This window comes from Sorangium sp. So ce204 (assembly GCF_051526795.1).
Lineage (GTDB): Bacteria > Myxococcota_A > Polyangia > Polyangiales > Polyangiaceae > Sorangium > Sorangium cellulosum_B.
Genome location: NZ_CP150317.1, coordinates 7,018,138 through 7,038,424, shown reverse-complemented (window position 1 = coordinate 7,038,424; position 20,287 = coordinate 7,018,138). Strand labels below are relative to the sequence as shown.

The following is a 20,287-nucleotide window of genomic DNA, read 5'->3' as shown; positions in this document are numbered from 1 at the left end:
GCGCCTCTCCGCGCGCTTGACAAGACAGACCTGTCTGTCTAGATCAGCGTCGTGCGGGACGCCAGGCGCCACATCCTCGAGGTCGCGGAGCGCCTCTTCTACGCCGAGGGGTACCGCGCCGTCGGCGTCGATCGCTTGATCGCCGAGGCGGACGTCGCCAAGGCCACCTTTTACCGCCACTTCCCGACGAAGGACGACCTGCTCGTGGCGGTGCTGGACGCGCGCGACGCGCGCTTTCGCGAGTGGCTTGCCGTGCGAGTCGAGGCGCTCGCGGACGATCCGCGGGACCGGCCGCTCGCGGTCTTCGACGCGCTCGCCGAGCTGTTCGCCGCGGACGACTTTCGCGGCTGCGCGTTCCTCAACACGATGGTCGAGGTCGCGAGCCGGAGCCACCCGGCGCACGAGGCCGCGCAGCGCCACAAGCAGCGGCTCATCGACTATTTCGATCGGCTCTTGCGCGAGGCCGGCGTGCCTTCGGCCAGCGCGATGGCGCCGCAGATCCTGCTGCTGATCGACGGCGCGATCGTGACCGCCGTCCGCGAGGGGGGACCGGGCGCCGCCGCGCGCGCGCGGTCCCTCGCCGAGAACCTCATCGCAACAGCGCGGCCAGGAAGGCGACGACGATGAACAGCATCACGGGTGTCCCGAGCAGGTGGAATGGACGTGCCGAGCAGCTCCCGCAGCCCGCCGGGGCCGAGCCCGGCGCAGGCGCGCCCTCGATGCGTCGCCCGCGCAGGCCGCGGGCGCCCGTGGGCTCGGCGGTCGCGGCGCTGCTCGCGCTCTCCCTGACGGCCTGTGCTTCGCCGGACCGCGGCGGCGCCAGCGCGCCGCCGGCCGGCGCGCCGGCCGCGATCGCGCCGCCGGCCGGCGAAGCCGCCGCGGCCGAGGCCTCGAGCGGGCGCCTCCAGTGGCGCGGCGGCCCGACGGCGATCCTCGAGCGCGACGGCCTCCGGCTGCTCACCGATCCCGTCCTCGGCCCGCGCGGGCCAGCGGCGTTCGTGCTCCCCAAGCACCCGTCGACCGGCGTCGAGAACGCGCCGGTCGCCCGCTATACCGATCCTCCTGCGGAGCCGCTCGGGCACCTCGACGTCATCCTCCTCAGCCACAACCATGCTGACCATTTCGACGCCGTCGCGAGGGAGACGCTCCCGAAGGACGTCACCTTCATCCTACCTCCCGACGCGGTCGGCGCGGCGCGCGCCGCCGGATTCACGAAGCTGACGCCGCTCGACTGGGACAACGAGGCCGTGCTCCCGACCCGCGCCGGCCGCCTGCGGATCCTCGCCGTGCCGGCGAACCACGCCCACGATGCGGCGCTCGACGCGACGCTCGGCAAGGGCAACGGCTATGTGCTCCGCTGGGAGGGCGCGGCGCCCTATTCGGTCTACTGGACCGGCGATTCGGTCTTCACCGAGCCGATGCGCGCGGTGGCGGCCCGCTTCGCGCCCATCGATCTCTGGCTCCCGCACCTCGGCGCGGTCGGCGTCGACGGCGCGCGGGGCCTCCGCACGATGGACGCGGAGGAGGCGGTCGCCGCCGCCGCGCTGCTCCGCGTCCGCCACGTGATCCCCATCCACCACACCACGTTCGCCCATTACCGCGAGCCCGTGACGGCGTTCACCCAGCGCGCCGCCTCGAAGAACCTGCCCGCGCAGGTCCACGTCCCGACGGACGGCGCGTGGATGCCCCTGCCGCGCTGAGCCTGCCGCGGCGCCCCCGCCGCGCCGGCGCTGCGGCGTTCAGACCAGCCACTTCAGGAGGAAGAGGCCCACGGTGGCGGCGAAGCCGATGATCCAGACAGCGGTCCGGGCAGAGGCCTTGTCGCCGATGTACATGACCAGATAGAGAACGCGCGCGGCGACGTGGGTGACGGCGAGGATGGCGCTCCAGCGAGCGTCGGCGCCCGCGAGGTGGGCCGTGAAGACGGCGGCGGCGAAGGGCGCAAACCCCTCGAAGGCGTTCTGGTGGGCGGCGAGGGCGCGGCGCCCGACGCCGGTGAGCTTGGCCTGCTGGTCGCGCGGGTTGCGGTTGTCCAGGCCCTCGGGCTGCTGTGCCTGCGCCCTGGCGACGAACAGGCGGGCCACGTAGATCAAGAGAAATGAGATGAAGACGCACGTCAACGGAATGGTCATCGGATCCCTCTCGAGCGCACAGGCTCCTCGGAGCGCGGAGCGACTCTAACGAGCTCCCGCCGCCGGCGCGAGCGCCAACCGTCGTGGCCGCTCAAACCGCGCCTGCGCCGGAGCGGGCAGGGCGGTCCCGCGGGGCGGCGCGCTCGAGCGACGGGCGCGCGCCGATGGCAGGGCGGGAGCGGCCGGTCCGCGGCACGGCCCTGGGGAGCTTCGCGTGAAAAGGGGTTGCCGGGGATGGGAGATTCGAGGAAGGTTCGTTCAGGTGCACCTTGAGCGAAGATCCTGTCGTGTCGCGCCCGCCGCTGCCGCCCTTCACCGCAGAGACCGCCGCCCGGAAAGCGCGGCTGGCGGAGGACGCCTGGAACAGCCGGGATCCCGCGCGCGTGGCTCAGGCCTACACGGTCGATAGCCGCTGGCGGAACCGGGCCGAGTTCTTCGAGGGGCGGGCGGCGATCGAGGCGTTTCTGCACCGCAAATGGCAGCGGGAGCTGGACTACCGCCTGATCAAGGAGGTCTGGGCGTTCACCGGGGACCGGATCGCGGTGCGCTTCGCCTATGAATGGCACGACGACAGCGGCAACTGGTACCGGTCCCACGGCAACGAGCAGTGGGAGTTCGATGCGCAGGGGCTGATGCGGCGGCGCGAGGCGAGCATCAATGACGTGCGGATCGCGACGGAGGAGCGGAAGTTCCACTGGCCGCTCGGGCGTCGACCCGACGAACATCCGGGGCTGAGCGAGCTCAGCTTGTGATGACGAGCGAGCTCATGTCCAGCTCTCCGGACAAGCCCGAGATCGCCACGGCCTACGATCGCTGGGCCGCGACGTACGATGACGATGTCAACCGGACGCGCGAGCTGGCGGCCGAGGTCCTCCGGCAGCGCGGCCTGGCGCTGGCTGGCCGGGACGTGCTCGAGATCGGCTGCGGCACCGGGCGCAACACGCAGTGGCTCGACGAGCACGCGAGGAGCGTCCTCGCGCTGGATTTCTCCGAGGGGATGTTGCGTCGCGCGAGGGCCCGCGTGTCTTCTCCCCGCGTCCGGTTCGTACAGCACGACATCCGCGATCCCTGGCCCCTCGCGGAGGGCTCGTCGGACGTCGTGATTGCCATGCTCGTGCTGGAGCACATCGAGCACATCGACGCGGTCTTCGCCGAGGCTGCCCGCGTCTTGCGCGCGGGAGGAGAGCTCTTCCTGTGCGAGCTGCACCCCGTGCGACAGATGCGCGGGGGGCAGGCCAATTTCATCAACCCGGAGACGGGCCAGCCGGAGCGTGTGACAGCGTTCCTGCATGACGTGTCACAGTACGTGAACGGCGGCCTGGGGGCCGGGTTCGAGCTCGTTCACCTGGGTGAGTGGCGCGACGCAGAGGCCGCCAGGAGCGACCCGCCGCGGCTCCTGTCCGTGCAGCTCAGGCGCACTCCTCACTCGCCTGGCCAGCGGCTGAGTCCGTAGCACACAAATCTGCGCTCCGCTGTAGAGCCCATCGTTGCGTTCTGGATCGCCGTTCGGGTGACGTGGATTGGGCCATCGGTCTAGAGCGGCTTTCAGCCGAGTCTGCTACAGCCCGAGCTCGACCGCACCGGATCGTGGCACAGGACCTGCCCAAGGTCTGCCCCATGAGCCCGTACAGTCTCGATCTGCGCCGGCGAATCGTCGATGCCTACGTCAACGGCGAGGGGAGCATTCGGGAAATAGCGGAGCGTTTCTCGGTCGCGCCGAACACTGTGCAGAATTACCTCACCCAGGTGCGCGCGACAGGCAGCCTTGCGCCCTTGCCGCACGGTGGTGGAGTGGGGCCGAAGATCGACCGGGCGGGGCTGGATGAGGTGCGCAAGCTGGTCGAGGAAAAGAACGACCGGACGCTGGCCGAGTTGGCTGAGCAGTTCGAGCAGCGGCAGGAGGTGCGTGTCAGCATCCCGACGATGCATCGGGCGCTGCAGCGGCTGGGCATCACGAGAAAAAAAAACGCTTCGAGCGAGCGAGCAGTATCGGCCCGCCGTCCGCAAGCGCCGCGCTCAGTTCCGGCGGCGAGCACGAAGAGTAGGCGCACGCCACATCACCTTCTTCGACGAGTTCGGTCTGCATCGCGGGATGGCGCGGCGGTACGGTCGTGCGCGTCGCGGGCGTCGGGCGCACGGCAGGGTGCCGTGTAACACCGACCCGAAGATCACGCTCATCGTCGGGCTGAATCTCGGCGGCGCTGTAGAACCGATGGCCTTCGAGGGGTCCATGAACGGCGCCATCTTCGAGGCGTACATCCGCGACCGGATCGCTCCTCGAGTGCAGCCCGGCGATGTGATCGTTGTCGACGGGCTGGGTGCACACCGTGCTCCCGGTGCTCGCGCTGCCGTCGAGGAGCGCGGGGCAAAGTTCTGGATTTTGCCGCCTTATTCGCCTGACCTGTCGCCGGTGGAAGGCTGCGGCAGCAAAGTCAAGGAGCTCACCCGCGCCGCCGCCCCGCGCTCGGTTCCGCAGGTATACCGAGCCATGGGCCGAGCCATCGGTCTGGTAACTGATCGCGACGCCAAAGGTTGGTTTCAGCACGCCGGCTACATCCGTCCACCGCGTCGCCCACCTCCCTCGCGTGCCGGCGCAACCCGGAGGATGGCGCCGCCCGGCGAGCGCTCTCGCGCTCCGCCAGCGGGGATGCCCTGCAGCATAGGGAATCAGTGAGCCCGAGCAGCAGCTTTTGTACCAGACCCAGCTGAAAACCGCTCTAGGATGGCCGCCATGAAGCTCTCGTCGCGCCGGCGCCGCCGCGCGCTCGCGTCCTCGTTCGTCGTCACGGTGGCCGGCGGCGCGGCGGGTTGTGGCACGGCTCAGCCGCCGTCCGATAACCCGCCGCGCCTGGATCTCACGCCGACGTATTCGTCGGGCGTGGAGGATGCGGTCGCGCCCAGCGACGCCGGGACGACGGAGACGCAGGACGCGGCGGCTCCGGAGACGTCACAGGACGCCGGGACGACGTCGGCGCTGGCCGCATCCAGTGCGCCCCACGGCGCAGGGGCGACGGCGGCGCAGGGCGAGGAGGAGCCGCTCCCGCCGCCCGCGCAGGGAGGGAAGGTGATCCGGGGCCCGGACGGCACGTGCAGGCAGTTTTTCCCGAACCCCTGCCCGCGGCCTCGGCCCTCTCGCGACGGAGGCCCTCCCGTGGTCGTCATGTGCAACCCGCCGCCGCCCCAGCGGGTCGCGTGCCCGCCGGAAGGCAGCCCGCCCTGAGCGCGGGGGTGCCCTCCGGAGCGGGCGATACGACTCCCGTGGATCCCGCACTCCTCGAGCGCGCGTTTGCGCTCTACGGCTTCGATCCGGCGACCTGCCGGCACATCGGCGGCTTCGAGAGCCAGGTGTTCGAGGCGCGGCGGCGCGACGGTACCTTCGTCCTGAAGCTCGGGGATCCCGGGCGCAGGTCCCTGGACGCGGTCGAGGCGGAGTGCGAATGGCTGGAGTACCTGACAGCCAATGGCGTCCGCGCCGCCCCGGCGATCAGGGCCGCTGACGGCAGCTACGCAGCGTTGCTCGGCGGGGCCGGCCAGGCCGTCTGTGTGCGCGCGTACGCGAAGGCGCCAGGCGCTCCGCTCTCTGCCGACGATCTGACGCCGGACGTGGCGACCGCCTGGGGGCGGCTCCTGGGGCGACTTCACGCCGCGACCAAGGTGTATGTTCCGCCGTCGGCGAGGCGGCGTCATGCGTGGCATGAGGACGGCGACTTCACCAGCGCGCGGGAGCTCTTGCCGGAGGACGAGCGCGACCCGATTGGCGGTCGGCTAGAGCGGCTCGTCGCGGAGCTCCGGGCCTTGCCGACGGACCGCGACGCCTTCGGCCTGGTGCACACCGACGCCCACTTCGGGAACGTGCTCAAGGACGGCGGCGCGCTGACGCTGATCGATTTCGACGACTGCGCCTACGAGTGGTTCGCGAGCGATCTCGGGATCGTCCTCTTCTATGTCGCGATCGACCCGCTCGGCCCCGGGCGGCCGCCCGAGCTCCTCCGGAGGTTCCGCGACAGGTTCCTGGACGGCTACGCCCGGGAGAACGCGCTCTCCGCGCGGTGGCTGGCGGAGATAAACCGGTTCATGAAGCTGCGCGAGCTCGTGCTCTACACGGCGATCCGCCGGGTCAGCCGGCGCGGGGCGCTGGACGCCTGGTGTCGCGCTTACCTGGAGCGCCACAAGCCGCGGATCCTCGGCGATCGGCCGGCGTGGCCGGAGCCTGGTTGAGCGCGCGTCGCTCAGCCGCCCTGTCGAGCTAACCCACCCCCCGAGGCGGCCGCGGCGCGAGCATCGGGTGCAGCTCGGCGAGCCCGAGCCGCGCGCGCCCCGCGAACTCGTAGGCGTCGTCGGTCGCGGCGATGTGCTGCGTCGCCGCGTGGATGTCCCGGAAGCACCGCTGCAGCGGGCTCGCCGCGTAGAGCGCGCCCCCGCCGCCGGCCCGGTAGGCGAAGCCCGTGACCTCCGCGGCGACGTCGGTCACAACCGTCTGGACGAGCCGGATCGCCGCCCAGTCCTCGATCGAGAGCGCCTCTCCAGCGCGCGCCTGGTCCCACATCCGCCCGAGCACGTCGAACGCATAGGCCCGCGCCGCCGCGAGCTTCGCCTCCGCGCGCCCGAGGTCCATGTGGAAGGCCGCGTGGCTGCCCAGCGCGAGCTGCGGCCAGGCCTTCACGCGGCGCGGGGCGACCGCGGCGATCTCGTCGAGCGCGCGCCGCCCGACGCCGAGCGCGAAGCCGACGTGACCGGCCGCGAGCAGGGCAAGCAACGGCAGCGAGTACAGCGCGCCGCCGCGCCGCTGAGGCGCCGCGGGGAAGGGGCACGTCCGCGCCTCGGGCACGAGCGCGCCCTCGATCCGGTAATGGTCGCTCCCCGTGCCGCGCAGGCCGGCCACGTCCCACGTGTCCTCGATCACCACCTGCTCGCGCGGGACAGCGAGGCTGATCATCTCGGGCGGCCCCGCCGGAGGGGCCCCGCCCTCCGGGGCCACGACGGCGCAGGTGAACACCCACGACGCGTGCCGCACGCCGCTGCCGAAGGCCCAGCGGCCCTCGAGCGCGTACCCCCCGGAGGCGCGCCGCGCGAGGCCGGTCGGAATCTGGAGCCCCGCGAACGTCGGGAACGGCCCTGCGAACACCTGGCGGGCCCCCTCGTCCGGCAGGGTGCCCCCGGCGAGCGCGGCGAGCAGCGCGCTGATCATCAGCGACCACCCCGCCGACGCGTCCGCGCGCGCCATCGCCTCGAAGACCTCGACCTGCGTCAGCGGGTCGCTCTCGACGCCGCCGAGCGCGCGCGGCGCGGCCATCGCGAGCAGGCCGCTCGATTGCAGGGCGTCGACGACCGCGGGCGCGAGCGTGCGCAGCCGCTCGGACGCCTCGGCGTGGGCGGTGGCGACGCCGCGGACGCGCTCCACGGCGGCAAGGAGGCGTTCGCGCTCGGGGGATCGACGGGGCTCGGACATACGGGGCTCCTTTCCTGGATCAGGTGCAGCGCGCCGGCCACCCGGCCGCCCGCGCGCCCGATGATGACACTGACAACATGGGGAAAGTTTCCGCTGCCTCCATTTTCTTCGCGACGACCAGCAGCTCCTGAGCTCGCGGCCCTGCATCCGCGATCCCGGGCCCCGCGGCTCGGTGGGACCGCGGCCTTCGTGGTACCGTGTGCCTGCGCTGTGGCTTCCCCCGCAAGGCGCCGCCGTCCGAGCGCGCGCACCTCACCCGCAACCGCGCCGCGTCCTTCATCCGCGCCGCACCCTTCAGCCGCGCCTGCGTCGCGCCCCGCCGACCGGCCCTACCACCACGGCGACCTCCGGCGCGCTGTGCTGGAGGAGGCGCTCTCGCTGATCGAGGAGCAAGGGAACGCGAGCTTCACGCTGCGCGAGGTCGCGCGGCGCATCGGCGTCTCGCACGCCGCGCCTTACCGCCACTTCTCGGACAAGCGCGCCTTGATGACCGAGCTCGCCGTCCAGGCGAGCGCGGCGCTCGGCGCGCGGATCTCGGCCGCCCTCGAGGGCGCCGGGGGCGACCTCCGGGCGCGGTTCCTGGCCGCCGGCTTCGCCTACGTCGCCTTCGCGCTGGAGCACCCCGCGCCCTTCCACGTGATGTACTCCGGCGAGGTGGACGTGGACGACCCGCGGGTCGCGGCGGCCACCTCGCACAACCTGGGGGTGCTCCTCGGGTTCATCGAGGAGGCGCAGCGCGCCGGCGCGTTCCCGCCCGGCGATCCGTGGGCGCTCGCGGTCCCGATCTGGGCGATGCACCACGGCCTCGCCACCCTCGCTGCGTCGGGGGCCCTTTCCAAGGCCGGGCCGACGGCGCTCCGGAACCTGGTCGACGACGCCCACGCGCGCCTGCTCGACGGGCTGCTCCTCGCCACGCCGGGGCCGTCGCGCGCCTGACGCCCGCGACGGATTTCCGTGCCCCTCCACCCCGGCTACGCTCGCGCCCCTCATGCGTGCTACCGCCGCGCTCGCGCTCTCCGCCTTCCTCGTCGCCGTCTCGTCCTCGCCGGCCGCTGCCGCCGACCCGTCCCCCGAGCTCACGTACCGACCCGAGATCGATCTGCCCATCACCGTCGTCGGCGGCGCCGCATGGATCGCGTCCGAGCTCGCCAAGAAGGGCCTCGCCCCCGGATCGTGCCGCTGGTGCGCGGCCAACGCCCTCGACACGTCGATCCGCGACGCGCTGGTCTGGAGAGGCAACCCGAACACCGCTCATGATCTCAGCAACGTGACGGTCCTCGGCGTCGCGCCCGCCGCGGCGCTGGGCCTCACGGCGCTCGCCGCGTGGTACGACGGCCGCTCCGACAACATCGCCGCCGATCTCGTGATCGTCACCGAAGCGATGGTGGTGGCGATGAACACGAACCAGATCACCAAGTACATCGTCGGCCGCCAGCGGCCCTATGCCCACCACGACAACCCGGATGTGCTCCGCGCGGGCGAGGGCCCCTCGGGTCCGCTCCCGCACGACGACGATCTCTCGTTCTTCTCCGGCCACTCCACGGCTGCCTTCTCGCTCGCCGCCGCGAGCGGCACGGTCGCGTCGATGCGCGGCTATCGCGCGGCGCCGTGGGTATGGGCGAACGGAATGGCGATCGCCGCGCTCTCCGGCTACCTGCGCATCGCCGGCGATCGCCATTATTTCACCGATGTGCTCACGGCCGCCGTGTTCGGCGCCGCCTCCGGCGTGCTGATCCCGGCTCTGTTTCATGCCCCGCGCGCGGGCGTTGCAAGCTCTGGCACCCGGCGTTTTCGCCTCTCGCTCGCGCCGGCGGGCGGCGGCGCGGGCGTGGGCGTCGCCGGCGCCTTCTGAGCCGAGTAGGGCGATCTCGGCCATCGACAAGCGGCAGCGCCGCTCTCGGACGGCGTAAGTAAGCCGTGTTGACAAATCGATGGTTCATTTTTACAATACGCCTGTCAGCTAGGAATGCTGGTGCTCGGGCCGTCGTTGCTGGAGCGCTAGCTCATTACGTCGAATACGCCGTGCCGCCCTGGCGGCCATGGCGACGGCGAGCTGCGGTCCCGCAATGGGCACGCGCGCTTTCGCGGGCGCGTCTCGACGGGGATCCGCCAGCTCGGCCCCATGAAGGAGCCGACGACATGCATGTCGTTCACCATTCGTCACACACCCGGTGGATCGCGGGAGGCCTCGCCGCCCCGCTCCTCGCCCTCCTCGCAGGTTGCAGCGATCAAGCGCTCGGGGCGCCCGTGCCGGCGCCCGGCGCCGATCTGCCGCCGCGGTCCGCGCCCGGCGTGGGCCGGGAGCTGCCCCAGGGGAGCGCCGGTCAGGGCGAGCCCACGCTTCGGCCCGCCGCGACGGCGGCCGCGCAGCTGGAGCGCGACGAGCTGCTCCGGGAGGCCGGGCGGCTCGCGGAGATCAGGGCGGTGCTCGCGCGATCGCCGGAGGCGCCGCTCGCCCTGCTCGACGAGCACCGGGCCGAGTTCCCGGAGGGGCGCCTCGCGGCCGACCGGGAGATCGTCGCGATCGACGCGCTGCTACGCAGCGGGCGCGCCGGCCAGGCGCGCGCCCGCGCCGGGGAATTCCTCTCGCATTTCCCGGCGAGCCCCCACGCGGACCGGGTCCGCCGCCTGACCGGCGCCGCGCCATGAGACGATTCGATACCACCCGTCGTGGGTAAAAGGCGCGCACGTCTTGCCAGAACACGACGGCCAGGCAACGCCCTGCAGCCGCGCGGGGCGGCCCCCCGCCGGAGGAGGCCTGTCGACACGGCACCACGGCGCGTTCGTCCCGCCGATACCGGCCCTCGCCCGGCGCGGAGCCGTCGCCGTCGTCACGCGCCGGAGCGAAGCGGCGGACTCAGCCGTTCAGGCGTCATTCGGGCTGCCCTCGGTGGGCCGCGCCAGCCGCGGCCACCTCGGGCAGCGACCCTGACCGCCCCGCGCGAAGCACGCGCAGGATCAAGCGAGGATCCAGGAGCGCCTCCGGCCCGTCGAGCATGTGCAACGCGCGCACGAAGCGCACATAGACCTCGCGATCGACCTGCGCGGCCCGGTGCAGCATCCCGGTGTACCAGCGCATGATCGGCTGGAGGATCGGCCGCCGGCCCCTGGTCTCGGGGTAGGCGAGGTCTTCCCCCGTGGACATCCGCCACGGCAGGTCGACCGCCTTGGCCGCGGCCGCGTGGTAGCGGCGGGTGAGGCCCGCGATCGCGCCGCGCCCCGCGCGGCGGCGCTGCTCCTTGAGCGCGGCGTCGAGCGCCAGCGCCTGGAGGCAGGCCGACGTCATCCCCTGGCCGTAAACGGGGTTGAAGCTGGCGAGCGCGTCGCCCAGCACGGCGAGCCCCTCGGGCATCCGCGCCATCCGCTCGTAGTGCCGCCGGAGGTGCGCCGGGAACTTGGAGACGGCGACGTCCGTCACCGGCTCGGCCCCGAGCAGCGCCCGGTAGAGCGCGTCGTTGGGCAGGCCCCGGGCGAACTCCAGGAAGCCCTCGGGATCGGCGGGCGGGTGATCGCCGAACAGGCCCGCCAGCACCACGATCCAGCGCCCGCCCTCGATCGGCGCGATGCAGCCGAACCGCCGGCTGTCGGACGGCGAGCCGAGGACGTACAGCGACTTCCACGGGAGCTCCGCCGGATCCCGCGGCCGGTACTGACGGCTGGCGTACCCCACCCGGACCTGGATGGTCGACTCGTCGGGCCGCCGGTAGCCGAGCGCCTCGAGCCACGCCGGCGCGCGCGAGCCGCGCCCGCTGGCGTCCACCACGAGCTCCGCCGGCAGCCGCTCGATCTGGCCGCCCTCGTCGCGTTGCCGGAGCACGACGCCCGTGATCCGGGAGCGATCGCGAGACGCCGAGAGCTCCACCACCTCGCGCTCGTCCAGGCGCCGCACCCTCGGCAGCGCGAACGCGCGGCGGCGCACGTGCGCCTCGAGCAGCGGACGGGTCATGCACACGGTCCGCACCCCCGTCTCGAAGCGCGGCTTCCAGGCGCCGTGGTGGTGCCACGCCAAGCCGAGCCCGAAGTCGTACGCGATGGCTCCGTCCTGGAGCAAATCCCCGGTGAAGCCGGGGAACAGGTCGTTCAGGATCCGCTCTCCCTGGGCGAGCAGCCCGTGGAGCTGGCGAGCCTGGGGCACCCCCTTGCGGGCCTCGCGGAGGTCATCCGGGATGGCGTCGCGCTCGACGACGGCCACCTCGCCGAAATGGTCGGCGAGCACGCGGGCTGCGACCAGGCCCGCGATGCTCCCACCGATCACCACCGCCCTGCGGCCGGCGAACGGGCGATTGGAGCGGATGTCCTCCTGGGTGCAGGGCTTCATGAAGCCGCCAGGATTGCAATCCTCGGGCCGCCCCTGAGGACCGCAAGGCCGGCGCAATGCTCGCTTCGTGATGAGGCGCTCAACCCGCGTTGCGCGCGCTGCGCACATCGCGCGCGACCCGCGCGACGTGCCAGCGCCCGACTGAGCAGCTGCGCAACTACGCAACTCCACGCGCTCCGTCGAGATGAAAGCGACGATCACTCCCGCGCTCTTCGTCGCCATCAAAGATGGAGCTCCGGCGCGGCAGGCGCGGAGAGGCCGTATCGAGGCGCCGCCGCCCGCCGGCAGGTGGCCGCTCCGCGGCGGGTGTGAGAGAGAGCACCGCTCGCGATCCGGTCCTCGCGTCTTCGTGAGAGACGCTCGACGTGCATTGCAATGCCGCGCGCCCGGAGCCGCGCGACGTGACCCGTCGACCCCGCGATGGGCGCCGGGCTACTTCTTGCGGCAGCCGCAGTCGGACGTCGGCGCTTGCGGCGCCGCAGGCCGCTGGCACGTGGTCACGAGGGTGCTCAGGACAGCGAGGAGGATCGCTACGCGGAGCCGCATGCCGGCGATCCTCCCCCGCGCGCCGGGCGGCGTCAATCCGGGGCGCTCAGCCGAGCGGCATCTCGAGCGACACCTCGTCGAGCCCCACGCCGAGGAAGCGGCGCGGGCGCACCGTGACCGCGATCTGCGCGCCGCCCTCGCCGCGGCCCGCCTTGACGGTGAGCTCGATGCTGGCGGGCGGCGCGTTCTCGAACAGCGCCCAGAGGGCGCCCTCGACGACCGGCTGGACCTCCGCCGGGTCGCTGTCCGGGGGCAGCTTCGAGCACAGCGCGCGCAGGAACTGGACGACGCGCGCGACGAAGAGCTGATCGACGAGCGAGACGCGCTCGAGGCGCTCGTCCGGCTCGGCCGTCGGGCTGTCGTACGTGAGCTTCTCCGGCGGAACGTAGGCCGTCGGCGCGGCGAGGACGTACACCGCGTCGCTGTTCGGGGCCGACGCGAGCAGGAGCACGCCGCTCTTCGAGAGCTCGCGCTGGGTGTCCGTGGACACGAACGCCTCGGTCGGGATCGCGACGCCCTCGTCGCCCTCGTACGCGCCCTTGACCTCGTGCACCGGAAGGTCCCCGAGCGTGCCGCCGCCCTTCGCGCCCGTGACGCGGCAGGGCCACGCCGTCTCGCGGAAGCTCCCCGCGATCAGCGCGCCGACGACGTACGCCGGCGAGATCCAGACGCGGCCGCCCTCATCGCCGGGCTGCTCGGCGATCGCCGCTTCCCGGATCCGGGAGGTCGACCGGTCGTACGGCATCCGGCCGAGCACGCGGTTCATCGCGATCGCGACCCACCGCGCGCCGTGCCGCGCCGCAGCGGAGCGCCACGGCGCGCGGTGCGGCGCCCGGAACAGCGCGGCCTTGTTGTCGAGCCGCTCGACGCCGCCGAGATCGTCGACCCCGAGCAGGCGCGCGTCGCCGTTCACCACGGCGGGGAGCGCGTGCGCCTCGGCGACGCGCGCGATCTCCTCGAGCCGCGCGAGCGACGCGGCGCTGCCGTCGATCGCGACGTCCACGATGGCGACCGACGCCGGCGGCTCGGAGCTCGCCGTCTGCGCGAGCACCCGCGCGAGCGCGCCGGCCGCCTCGTCCGGGCGCGCGCTGACGACGTCGAACCGGACGCCCTCCGCCGCCTTCGCGCGCTCCACGAGCAGGCTCAGCCCGCGCCACGCCTCCTCGAGGCGCCGCACCTCGGGGTGCTGCAGGATCGCGCCGAGCTGCGCGCCGATCGCGCGCTCGATCTGCGCGATCGCCTCCGCGGGCCGAGCGGGCTGGCCCGCGCGCGGGCGGGCGCTCGCCGCCACGGTCGCGATGAGCTCCGAGAACCGCCCCGCCTCCGCCGGCTTCTGATCGAGGCTGCCCGGCGTCGCGGGTGGGGGCGCCGCCTCGGCGCCCTCGCCCCCGCCGAGGTCGACCATCGAGAGCAGCGCGTCCACGTCCGAGCCGGGCGCGGGCGCGGGCGCCGCGGGCCGCTCCGCGGCGGGCGCGGAGCGGCCGGGCGAGGCGTCCCGGCGCTCCGGGACGAGGCCCAGGATGTCGCGCACCAGCGGGGAGCCGCCCCAGAGCCGATCGAGCTCGGCGCGCGCCTGGTCGAGCGTGGCCGAGCCGTCGCGCAGCCGATCCAGGACCCGGCGGCCGTCGAGCAGCGAGCGCAGCAGCGGCACCTCGGCGCACAGCGCGTCGGGCCGGAAGCTCTTCATCCCGGCGGGCGCGAGATCGACGCGCACCGCCCGGCCCGCCGCGAGCACGCTCGGCACCTCGATCGCGAGCCGTGGCCGGAGCATCGTGAAGAGGTTATCGAAGCGGGTCGCGTCGACGCGGATCGCGCCCGCGGGCGGGCTCGCGCCGGCGTTGTGCGGATCGCGCGGGGTGAGATCGGCGACGACGAGCACGCGCAGCGGGAGCAGCGGCCCCCGCTCCACGGCGCCCCCGTCCTCGCCCACGTGGAACCTGAACTCGTCGCCCAGAACGCCCTTTTCCGTCATGGCCAGCGCAGCATAGGCGTCACCTATCGGCGCGAGAAGCGCTAAGCTCCGCGCGCATGAAGACGGAAGGCGGTCCGCCCTTGAACTTGAACCCTGAACCTCACGCCGCCAGCGATCGCAGGCGCCTCCGCGGGGGCGCCCCGATCCAGATCGGGCTCCTGGGCTGCGGGACGGTCGGCGGCGGCGTCCTGCGCCTCCTGGCCGAGAACTCCGGCTACCTGGCGGAGCGCGCGGGCGTCCCCCTCGTCGTGAAGCGCGTGGTCGTGCGCGACCTCGAGAAGGAGCGCGTCGCCGCCCTGGATCGCGGCCTGCTCACCACGAACCCCGAGGAGGTCGTCGACGACCCCTCGATCGACGTCGTCGTCGAGGTGATGGGCGGCGAGACGCCCGCGCGCGCGCTGATCGAGCGCGCCATCGACCGCGGCAAGGGCGTGGTCACCGCGAACAAGCTGCTGCTCGCCGCCCACGGCCCCGCGCTCCTCGCGCGGGCCTCGGCGCGGCAGGTCGACCTCGCGTTCGAGGGGGCGGTCGGCGGCGGCATCCCGATCATCCGGACGCTCCGGGACGCGTTCGCGAGCGACTGGGTCGAGCGCGTCACCGCGATCCTGAACGGCACCTGCAACTACATCCTCACGCGCATGCGCGACACGGGCGCGTCGTTCGACGCCGCGCTGCGCGAGGCGCAGGAGCTCGGCTACGCCGAGGCCGAACCGTCGCTCGACGTCGACGGCCACGACGCCGCGCACAAGCTCATCGTCCTGGCGATGCTCGCCTTCGGGGCGCAGGTCGACAGCGCCGACGTGCACACCTCCGGGATCCGGAGCATCGAGGAGGCCGATCACCGCTACGCCGATCGGTTCGGCTACACCATCAAGCACCTGGCGATCGGCCGCGACCTCGGCGATTCCATCGAGCTGCGCGTGCATCCCACGCTGATCCCGAAGCAGAGCGTGCTCGCCAACGTCTCCGGCGTGCTCAACGCCGTGCTGCTCGAGGGGCGCGCCGTCGGCCCGTCGCTCGTCTACGGCCGCGGCGCCGGCGACCTGCCGACCGCGGTCAGCGTCGTCTCCGACATCCTCGACGTCGCGCGCTCGATCGCGTCGGGCGTCGCGGGCATGCAGGGCCGCGGCATGTCGATCAAGCCCCGCGCGGTCCGCCCGCTCGGCGAGATCGTCTCCCGGTACTACCTGCGCTTCGCGGTCGAGGACCGGCCCGGCGTCATGGGGCGCCTCGCCGGCGCGCTCGGCGACGCGGGCGTCAGCATCGAGCAGATCGTGCAGCAGGGGCCGACGAGCTCGGGCTCGGGCGCGGCGCCCGCGGACGAAGCGGCCGCTCGCCAGCCCGCGGTGGACGTCGTGCTCATCACGCACGACGCGCGGGAGGGGCTCGTGCGGAACGCGCTCGACGCGATCGCGCGCGAGCAGTTCCTCCGCGAGCCGGTGCACCTGTTCCGCATCGAGGAGCCGTGACGTCCCACGGCGACGCGCCGCTCGGCGTGTTCGACTCGGGCCTCGGCGGCCTCACGGTCGTGCGCGCGCTGCGCAGGCGCTGCCCGGCGGAGGACATCGTCTACCTGGGCGACACGGCGCGGGTCCCGTACGGCACGCGGTCGCCGGAGACGGTGGTCCGCTACGCGCTCGGCTGCGCGCGCGTGCTCATCGGCCGCGGCGTCAAGGCGATCGTCGTCGCGTGCAACACGGTGAGCGCCGTCGCGATCGACATGCTCCGGGTCGAGCTGGATCTGCCCGTCCTCGGGGTCATCCTGCCCGGCGCCCGCGCCGCCGTCGCCGCGTCGCGCGGCGCCACGATCGGCGTGCTCGGGACGGCCGGGACGATCGCGTCCGGCGCCTATCCCCGCGCCGTGGCGTCGCTCAGCACCCGCACCGAGGTCGCCGGCCAGGCGGCCCCGCTGCTCGTCTCGCTGGCGGAGGAGGGGTGGCTCGAGGGCGAGGTCCCGCGGCTCGTCGCGCGGCGGTACCTGGAGCCGCTCATCGGCGCGGGCGCCCGCTCGATCGTGCTCGGGTGCACGCACTTCCCGCTCCTCCGCGCGGCCATCGAGGCCGAGACGGCGTCGCTCGCAGGCGGGCCTCTCCCGATCGTGGACAGCGCCTCGGCGACCGCCGAGGAGGTGGCCTCGTTCCTCGCCGAGCGGGGGCTCGCGACCTCCCGGAGCACGCCGGGCGGCCTCTCGCTGCTCGTCACGGATCTGCCGAAGAGCTTCGCCTCCGTGGCGGCCAGGTTCCTCGGGGAGCCGGTCGTTGCGGACGGCGCCGTACGCCCCTCGACCCAGGCTGGCGCCGCTGTCCGCTCCCCGACCCAGGTTGGCGGAGACGCCACCGGCCGTTCTTCCCATTTTTCCGCCCAAGGCGTCGACGTGGAGCAGATCGACCTGTAATACGCAGCAAGCTTCGCCCGGGGCTCCGGGCGCGGAGGAGGTTTTCCACACGATGACGCAGCTCAGGTGGCTTTCGGCCGGCGAGTCGCACGGGCCGGAGCTCGTGGCGACCGTCGAGGGTATTCCGGCGGGCATGCCGCTCCTCGCGGAGGACATCGACGAGGATCTGGCGCGTCGCCAGCGCGGCTACGGGCGCGGCGGGCGGATGAAGATCGAGACCGATCGCGTCCGCCTCGTCGCCGGCGTGCGCGGCGGCGAGACGCTCGGCGGGCCCATCGCCATGGTGATCGAGAACCGCGATCACGCGAGCTGGGCCGGGCGGATGGGCCCCGAGCCGTTCCCCGAGCCGCCCGAGGCGCTGACCCGCCCGCGCCCTGGCCACGCGGATCTGGCCGGCGGCCTGAAGTACGCCCGGCGGGACCTGCGCGACGTGCTCGAGCGGGCGAGCGCGCGCGAGACCGCGGCGCGGGTCGCGGTGGGCGGCGTCTGCCGCAAGCTCCTCCGGTCCGTCGGCGTCGAGGTCTTCGCCCACGTCCTGTCGATCGGCCCGGTGGCGTCGCCGACCTCCGCCGCCTCGGGCGGGGGTGAGCTCCCGCTCGCCGAGCTCCGGGAGCGCGCCCGCGCCTCGGATCTCGCGTGCGTCGACGCCGCTGCCGCGCAGGCGATGCGCGACGCCATCCGCGAGGCCGCGCACCGGGGCGACACCCTCGGCGGCGTCTTCGAGGTGATCGCCACGGGCCTGCCGCCCGGGCTCGGGAGCCACGTGCAGTGGGACCGCAAGCTCGACGGACGGCTCGCGCAGGCGCTGATGAGCATCCAGGCGATCAAGGGCGTCGAGATCGGCATCGGCTTCGAGGCCGCGCGCATCTCGGGCTCCGAGGTGCACGACCCCATCGCCTACGATCAGGGGGCGCACGCGTTCACCCGCCCGTCGAACCGCGCCGGCGGCCTCGAGGGCGGCATCACGAACGGCATGCCGCTCATCTGCCGCGCCGCCATGAAGCCGATCGCGACGCTCAAGCGCGCGCTCCCGTCGGTCGACGTGCGCACCAAGGAGCAGTTCGACGCCGCCTTCGAGCGCAGCGACGTCTGCGCCGTCGCGGCCGCCTCGGTCGTCGGCGAGGCGATGGTGGCGATCACGCTCGCCGCCGCCCTTCTCGAGAAATTCGGCGGCGACAGCCTCACGGAGCTCTCGCGCAACGTCGACAGCTACCTCCAGCAGGTCCGCTCTTACTGAAGGCCATGGAATTCCCTTCCGACGCACCTCCGCTCCTGCTCACCGGCTTCATGGGGGCAGGCAAGTCCACCGTGGGCCGCATCGCCGCCGCGCGCACGGGGCTCCCGTTCCTCGATCTCGACGACGCCATCGTCGAGGAGGCCGGCGAGAGCGTCCCTTCGCTCTTCGCCACGCGCGGCGAGGCTGGCTTCCGCGCGCTGGAGGCGGCGACCCTGCGCCGGCTCCTCGGGGCGCGCGGCCCGCGCATCATCGCCCTCGGCGGCGGCGCCCTCGTCGATCCCGCGCTCCGCGCCGAGGCGCTCGAGCGCGGCTGCGTCGTCGCGCTCACCGCCACCCCGCGCACGATCGCGGCGCGCACGCCGAACGGCAACCGCCCGCTGCTCGACGGCGCGCCGGATCGTGAGGCGCGCATCCGGGAGCTCCTGGCCGCGCGCGCCCCCGTCTATGCCGAGGCCCACGCGCGCGTCGCGACCGACGGCGTCTCCCCCGCGGACGTCGCGGCGCGGGTCCTCCGCGCCTACGCGGATCGCCCGCTCTTCGTGCCGCTCGGCGACAAGAGCTACGCTGTGCGCATCGCCTCCGACGGGGCGGCGTCCACGGCGGACGCCATCGCCGCGCTGGCGCCGACCTCCGTCTTCGTCGTCACGGACGAGAACGTGAGCCGCCTCTGGGGCGCGCCGCTGCTCGCCGCGCTCGCGGCGCAGGGGACGCCGGCCGCGGCCGTCACGGTGCTCAAGCCCGGCGAGGAGCACAAGCGGCTCGCGGCCGTCGAGGCGGCGCTGACGGCGATGATCGACGCGGGCGCCGATCGCGGCGCGGTGGTGCTCGCGCAGGGTGGGGGTGTGGTGACCGACATCGGCGGGTTCGCTGCGTCCACGCTGCTGCGGGGTGTCCGCTGGGTCGCGGCGCCGACCACGCTCCTCGCGATGGTCGACGCCTCGGTCGGCGGCAAGACCGGGGTCGACCTCGGCCCCGCGAAGAACGCCGTCGGGACGTTCCACCAGCCGTCCGCGGTCGTCGCGAGCCCGGCGGCGCTCGCCACCGAGACCGACCGCGCCTACCGGAGCGGGCTCGCGGAGGTGGTGAAGTCGGCCTGCATCGGCGATCCCGAGCTGCTCACGCTGCTAGAGCGCGAGGCCGACCGCGTCCTCGCGCGCGACCCCGGCCTGCTCGCCGAGATCATCCGCCGCTCGATCGCCGTGAAGGCGGCCATCGTCGCCCGCGACGAGCGCGAGTCGGGCGACCGCGCCCTCCTGAACCTCGGCCACACGCTCGGGCACGCCCTCGAGGCCGAGGGGGGGTTCGTCCGGCTGGCGCACGGCGAGGCGGTGGCGCTCGGCATGGTCGCCATGTTCCGCGTCGGCTGCGCGCTGGGCGTGACCGATCGCGCGGCGGCCGACCGGGCGACCCGCTTGCTCGCGCGGCTCGGTCTGCCCACCCGGATCGAGGACGAGCCGGTCTCCGCCGCGCTGCGCTTCCTGTCGCTCGACAAGAAGCGCCGGGGCTCGTCGGTCCGGACGGTGCTGATGCGGGACATCGGCAGCACGTTCGTGGAGCCGATGCCGCTCGATCGCCTCGCCTCGCTCCTCGAGCGCGCGGCCGCCCGCGCGACCTGACCCTCGGGCGCCGAGCGGTGTGCCTGAGACAGCCCTGCTCCGGGCGAAACCCCTGCGTCGGCGCCGTACGCCCTCCTGGCTGAGCGCCTCCGGCGCAGACGGCGCGTGCGCTGTCGGTGAATAAAATCGATGTGTTTCCAACGTTCTTCGGAAAAAAATCCCGGCACACCGCCCGCATCGTCCGCTCCGCGCTATCTTTCTCGGCGCCGATGGTGACCGCGACGAAGAAGAGAATCCTGGTGGTGGAGGACGAGCAGGACACGGCGGCGATGATCGCCCGGTTCCTCGGCGACGAGTTCGACACCGTGGTCGCGACGAACGGGATCGATGGGCTCGCGCTGGCCCAGCAGGAGCCGTGGCCCGATCTGGTGATCGTGGACATCATGATGCCGAAGCTCGACGGGGTGAGCATGACGAAGCGGCTCCGCGAGCACGAGCCGACGCGCCGGGTGCCCATCATCTTCCTGACCGCCAAGTCGGATCCGATGGACGTCATCGCCGGCATCCAGGCGGGCGCGCGCCATTACATCACGAAGCCCTTCGTCCTCGACGATCTCAAGAAAAAGGTCCGCAAAGCCGTCTACGGCCGCTAGAGCGGCGGTCACTCGCTTCGGATACGGGC

At 73.3% G+C, this 20,287-nt stretch carries 20 protein-coding genes; 16 read left to right on the top strand and 4 right to left on the bottom strand.

Annotated features, from left to right (window positions below):
* Positions 1 to 51 precede the first annotated feature (51 nt).
* A complete protein-coding gene (locus WMF22_RS26290; RefSeq protein ID WP_437292753.1) occupies positions 52 to 627 on the top strand; it encodes a TetR/AcrR family transcriptional regulator in 576 nt (191 codons plus the stop codon).
* Positions 624 to 1,700 (top strand): MBL fold metallo-hydrolase, encoded by a 1,077-nt coding sequence (locus tag WMF22_RS26285; protein WP_437292752.1) that lies wholly within the window; start codon positions 624 to 626, stop codon positions 1,698 to 1,700. Before WMF22_RS26290 ends, WMF22_RS26285 begins: the two co-directional genes overlap by 4 nt.
* 39 nt (positions 1,701 to 1,739) lie before the next feature.
* Here the strand turns inward: WMF22_RS26285 and WMF22_RS26280 are convergent, their stop codons facing one another.
* Positions 1,740 to 2,132, bottom strand: a complete 393-nt coding sequence (locus tag WMF22_RS26280) for an MAPEG family protein (protein ID WP_437292751.1) — start codon at positions 2,130 to 2,132, stop codon at positions 1,740 to 1,742.
* A 287-nt stretch (positions 2,133 to 2,419) separates the two neighbouring features.
* On the opposite strand from WMF22_RS26280, the gene WMF22_RS26275 reads away from it, so the two are divergent.
* The 6 genes from WMF22_RS26275 to WMF22_RS26250 all read left to right on the top strand — a co-directional run bounded on the left by WMF22_RS26275 (position 2,420) and on the right by WMF22_RS26250 (position 6,350).
* Positions 2,420 to 2,884 (top strand): DUF1348 family protein, encoded by a 465-nt coding sequence (locus WMF22_RS26275; RefSeq protein WP_438031555.1) that lies wholly within the window; start codon positions 2,420 to 2,422, stop codon positions 2,882 to 2,884.
* Positions 2,885 to 2,898: 14 nt separating this feature from the next.
* Positions 2,899 to 3,585 (top strand): class I SAM-dependent methyltransferase, encoded by a 687-nt coding sequence (locus WMF22_RS26270; protein ID WP_438031554.1) that lies wholly within the window; start codon positions 2,899 to 2,901, stop codon positions 3,583 to 3,585.
* A gap of 164 nt (positions 3,586 to 3,749) precedes the next feature.
* Positions 3,750 to 4,286, top strand: a complete 537-nt coding sequence (locus WMF22_RS26265) for an IS630 transposase-related protein (RefSeq protein ID WP_437294639.1) — start codon at positions 3,750 to 3,752, stop codon at positions 4,284 to 4,286.
* Positions 4,225 to 4,806 carry a transposase gene (locus tag WMF22_RS26260; RefSeq protein ID WP_437294640.1) on the top strand — a complete coding sequence of 194 codons (582 nt, stop codon included), beginning with the start codon at positions 4,225 to 4,227 and terminating at the stop codon, positions 4,804 to 4,806. The genes WMF22_RS26265 and WMF22_RS26260 overlap by 62 nt, the downstream gene beginning before the upstream one ends.
* Before the next feature lie 57 nt (positions 4,807 to 4,863).
* Positions 4,864 to 5,352 (top strand): hypothetical protein, encoded by a 489-nt coding sequence (locus tag WMF22_RS26255; RefSeq protein ID WP_437292748.1) that lies wholly within the window; start codon positions 4,864 to 4,866, stop codon positions 5,350 to 5,352.
* Between the two features lie 38 nt (positions 5,353 to 5,390).
* Complete coding sequence (locus tag WMF22_RS26250; RefSeq protein WP_438031553.1) at positions 5,391 to 6,350, top strand: phosphotransferase enzyme family protein; 960 nt, start codon at positions 5,391 to 5,393, stop codon at positions 6,348 to 6,350.
* 28 nt (positions 6,351 to 6,378) lie between these two features.
* On the opposite strand, the gene WMF22_RS26245 is transcribed toward WMF22_RS26250, so the two are convergent.
* Positions 6,379 to 7,581, bottom strand: coding sequence for an acyl-CoA dehydrogenase family protein (locus tag WMF22_RS26245; protein WP_438031552.1), 1,203 nt, complete (start codon positions 7,579 to 7,581; stop codon positions 6,379 to 6,381).
* A gap of 357 nt (positions 7,582 to 7,938) precedes the next feature.
* On the opposite strand from WMF22_RS26245, the gene WMF22_RS26240 reads away from it, so the two are divergent.
* The 3 genes from WMF22_RS26240 (at position 7,939) to WMF22_RS26230 (ending at position 10,230) form a co-directional block, all read left to right on the top strand.
* A complete protein-coding gene (locus tag WMF22_RS26240) occupies positions 7,939 to 8,517 on the top strand; it encodes a TetR/AcrR family transcriptional regulator (protein WP_438031551.1) in 579 nt (192 codons plus the stop codon).
* A gap of 52 nt (positions 8,518 to 8,569) precedes the next feature.
* Positions 8,570 to 9,433 carry a phosphatase PAP2 family protein gene (locus tag WMF22_RS26235; protein WP_438031550.1) on the top strand — a complete coding sequence of 288 codons (864 nt, stop codon included), beginning with the start codon at positions 8,570 to 8,572 and terminating at the stop codon, positions 9,431 to 9,433.
* A 287-nt stretch (positions 9,434 to 9,720) separates the two neighbouring features.
* Positions 9,721 to 10,230: a hypothetical protein gene (locus tag WMF22_RS26230; protein WP_438031549.1), complete on the top strand. Its 510-nt coding sequence runs from the start codon at positions 9,721 to 9,723 to the stop codon at positions 10,228 to 10,230.
* Positions 10,231 to 10,453: 223 nt separating this feature from the next.
* On the opposite strand, the gene WMF22_RS26225 is transcribed toward WMF22_RS26230, so the two are convergent.
* Both WMF22_RS26225 and WMF22_RS26220 read right to left on the bottom strand, forming a co-directional pair.
* Complete coding sequence (locus tag WMF22_RS26225; protein ID WP_437292742.1) at positions 10,454 to 11,899, bottom strand: NAD(P)/FAD-dependent oxidoreductase; 1,446 nt, start codon at positions 11,897 to 11,899, stop codon at positions 10,454 to 10,456.
* Between the two features lie 592 nt (positions 11,900 to 12,491).
* Positions 12,492 to 14,417 (bottom strand): type VI secretion system contractile sheath domain-containing protein, encoded by a 1,926-nt coding sequence (locus tag WMF22_RS26220; protein ID WP_438031548.1) that lies wholly within the window; start codon positions 14,415 to 14,417, stop codon positions 12,492 to 12,494.
* Positions 14,418 to 14,497: 80 nt separating this feature from the next.
* Here WMF22_RS26220 and WMF22_RS26215 point away from each other — a divergent pair, with 80 nt between their 5' ends.
* From WMF22_RS26215 to WMF22_RS26195, 5 genes are all read left to right on the top strand, one after another.
* Positions 14,498 to 15,886 carry a homoserine dehydrogenase gene (locus WMF22_RS26215; protein ID WP_438031547.1) on the top strand — a complete coding sequence of 463 codons (1,389 nt, stop codon included), beginning with the start codon at positions 14,498 to 14,500 and terminating at the stop codon, positions 15,884 to 15,886.
* Positions 15,883 to 16,812 carry a glutamate racemase gene (gene murI / locus WMF22_RS26210; protein ID WP_437292739.1) on the top strand — a complete coding sequence of 310 codons (930 nt, stop codon included), beginning with the start codon at positions 15,883 to 15,885 and terminating at the stop codon, positions 16,810 to 16,812. Before WMF22_RS26215 ends, murI begins: the two co-directional genes overlap by 4 nt.
* A gap of 52 nt (positions 16,813 to 16,864) precedes the next feature.
* Positions 16,865 to 18,049 (top strand): chorismate synthase, encoded by a 1,185-nt coding sequence (aroC, locus tag WMF22_RS26205; protein ID WP_437292738.1) that lies wholly within the window; start codon positions 16,865 to 16,867, stop codon positions 18,047 to 18,049.
* Between the two features lie 5 nt (positions 18,050 to 18,054).
* Complete coding sequence (aroB, locus tag WMF22_RS26200) at positions 18,055 to 19,665, top strand: 3-dehydroquinate synthase (RefSeq protein WP_438031546.1); 1,611 nt, start codon at positions 18,055 to 18,057, stop codon at positions 19,663 to 19,665.
* Positions 19,666 to 19,874: 209 nt separating this feature from the next.
* Positions 19,875 to 20,258: a response regulator transcription factor gene (locus WMF22_RS26195; protein WP_437292736.1), complete on the top strand. Its 384-nt coding sequence runs from the start codon at positions 19,875 to 19,877 to the stop codon at positions 20,256 to 20,258.
* The last annotated feature ends 29 nt before the right edge of the window (positions 20,259 to 20,287 follow it).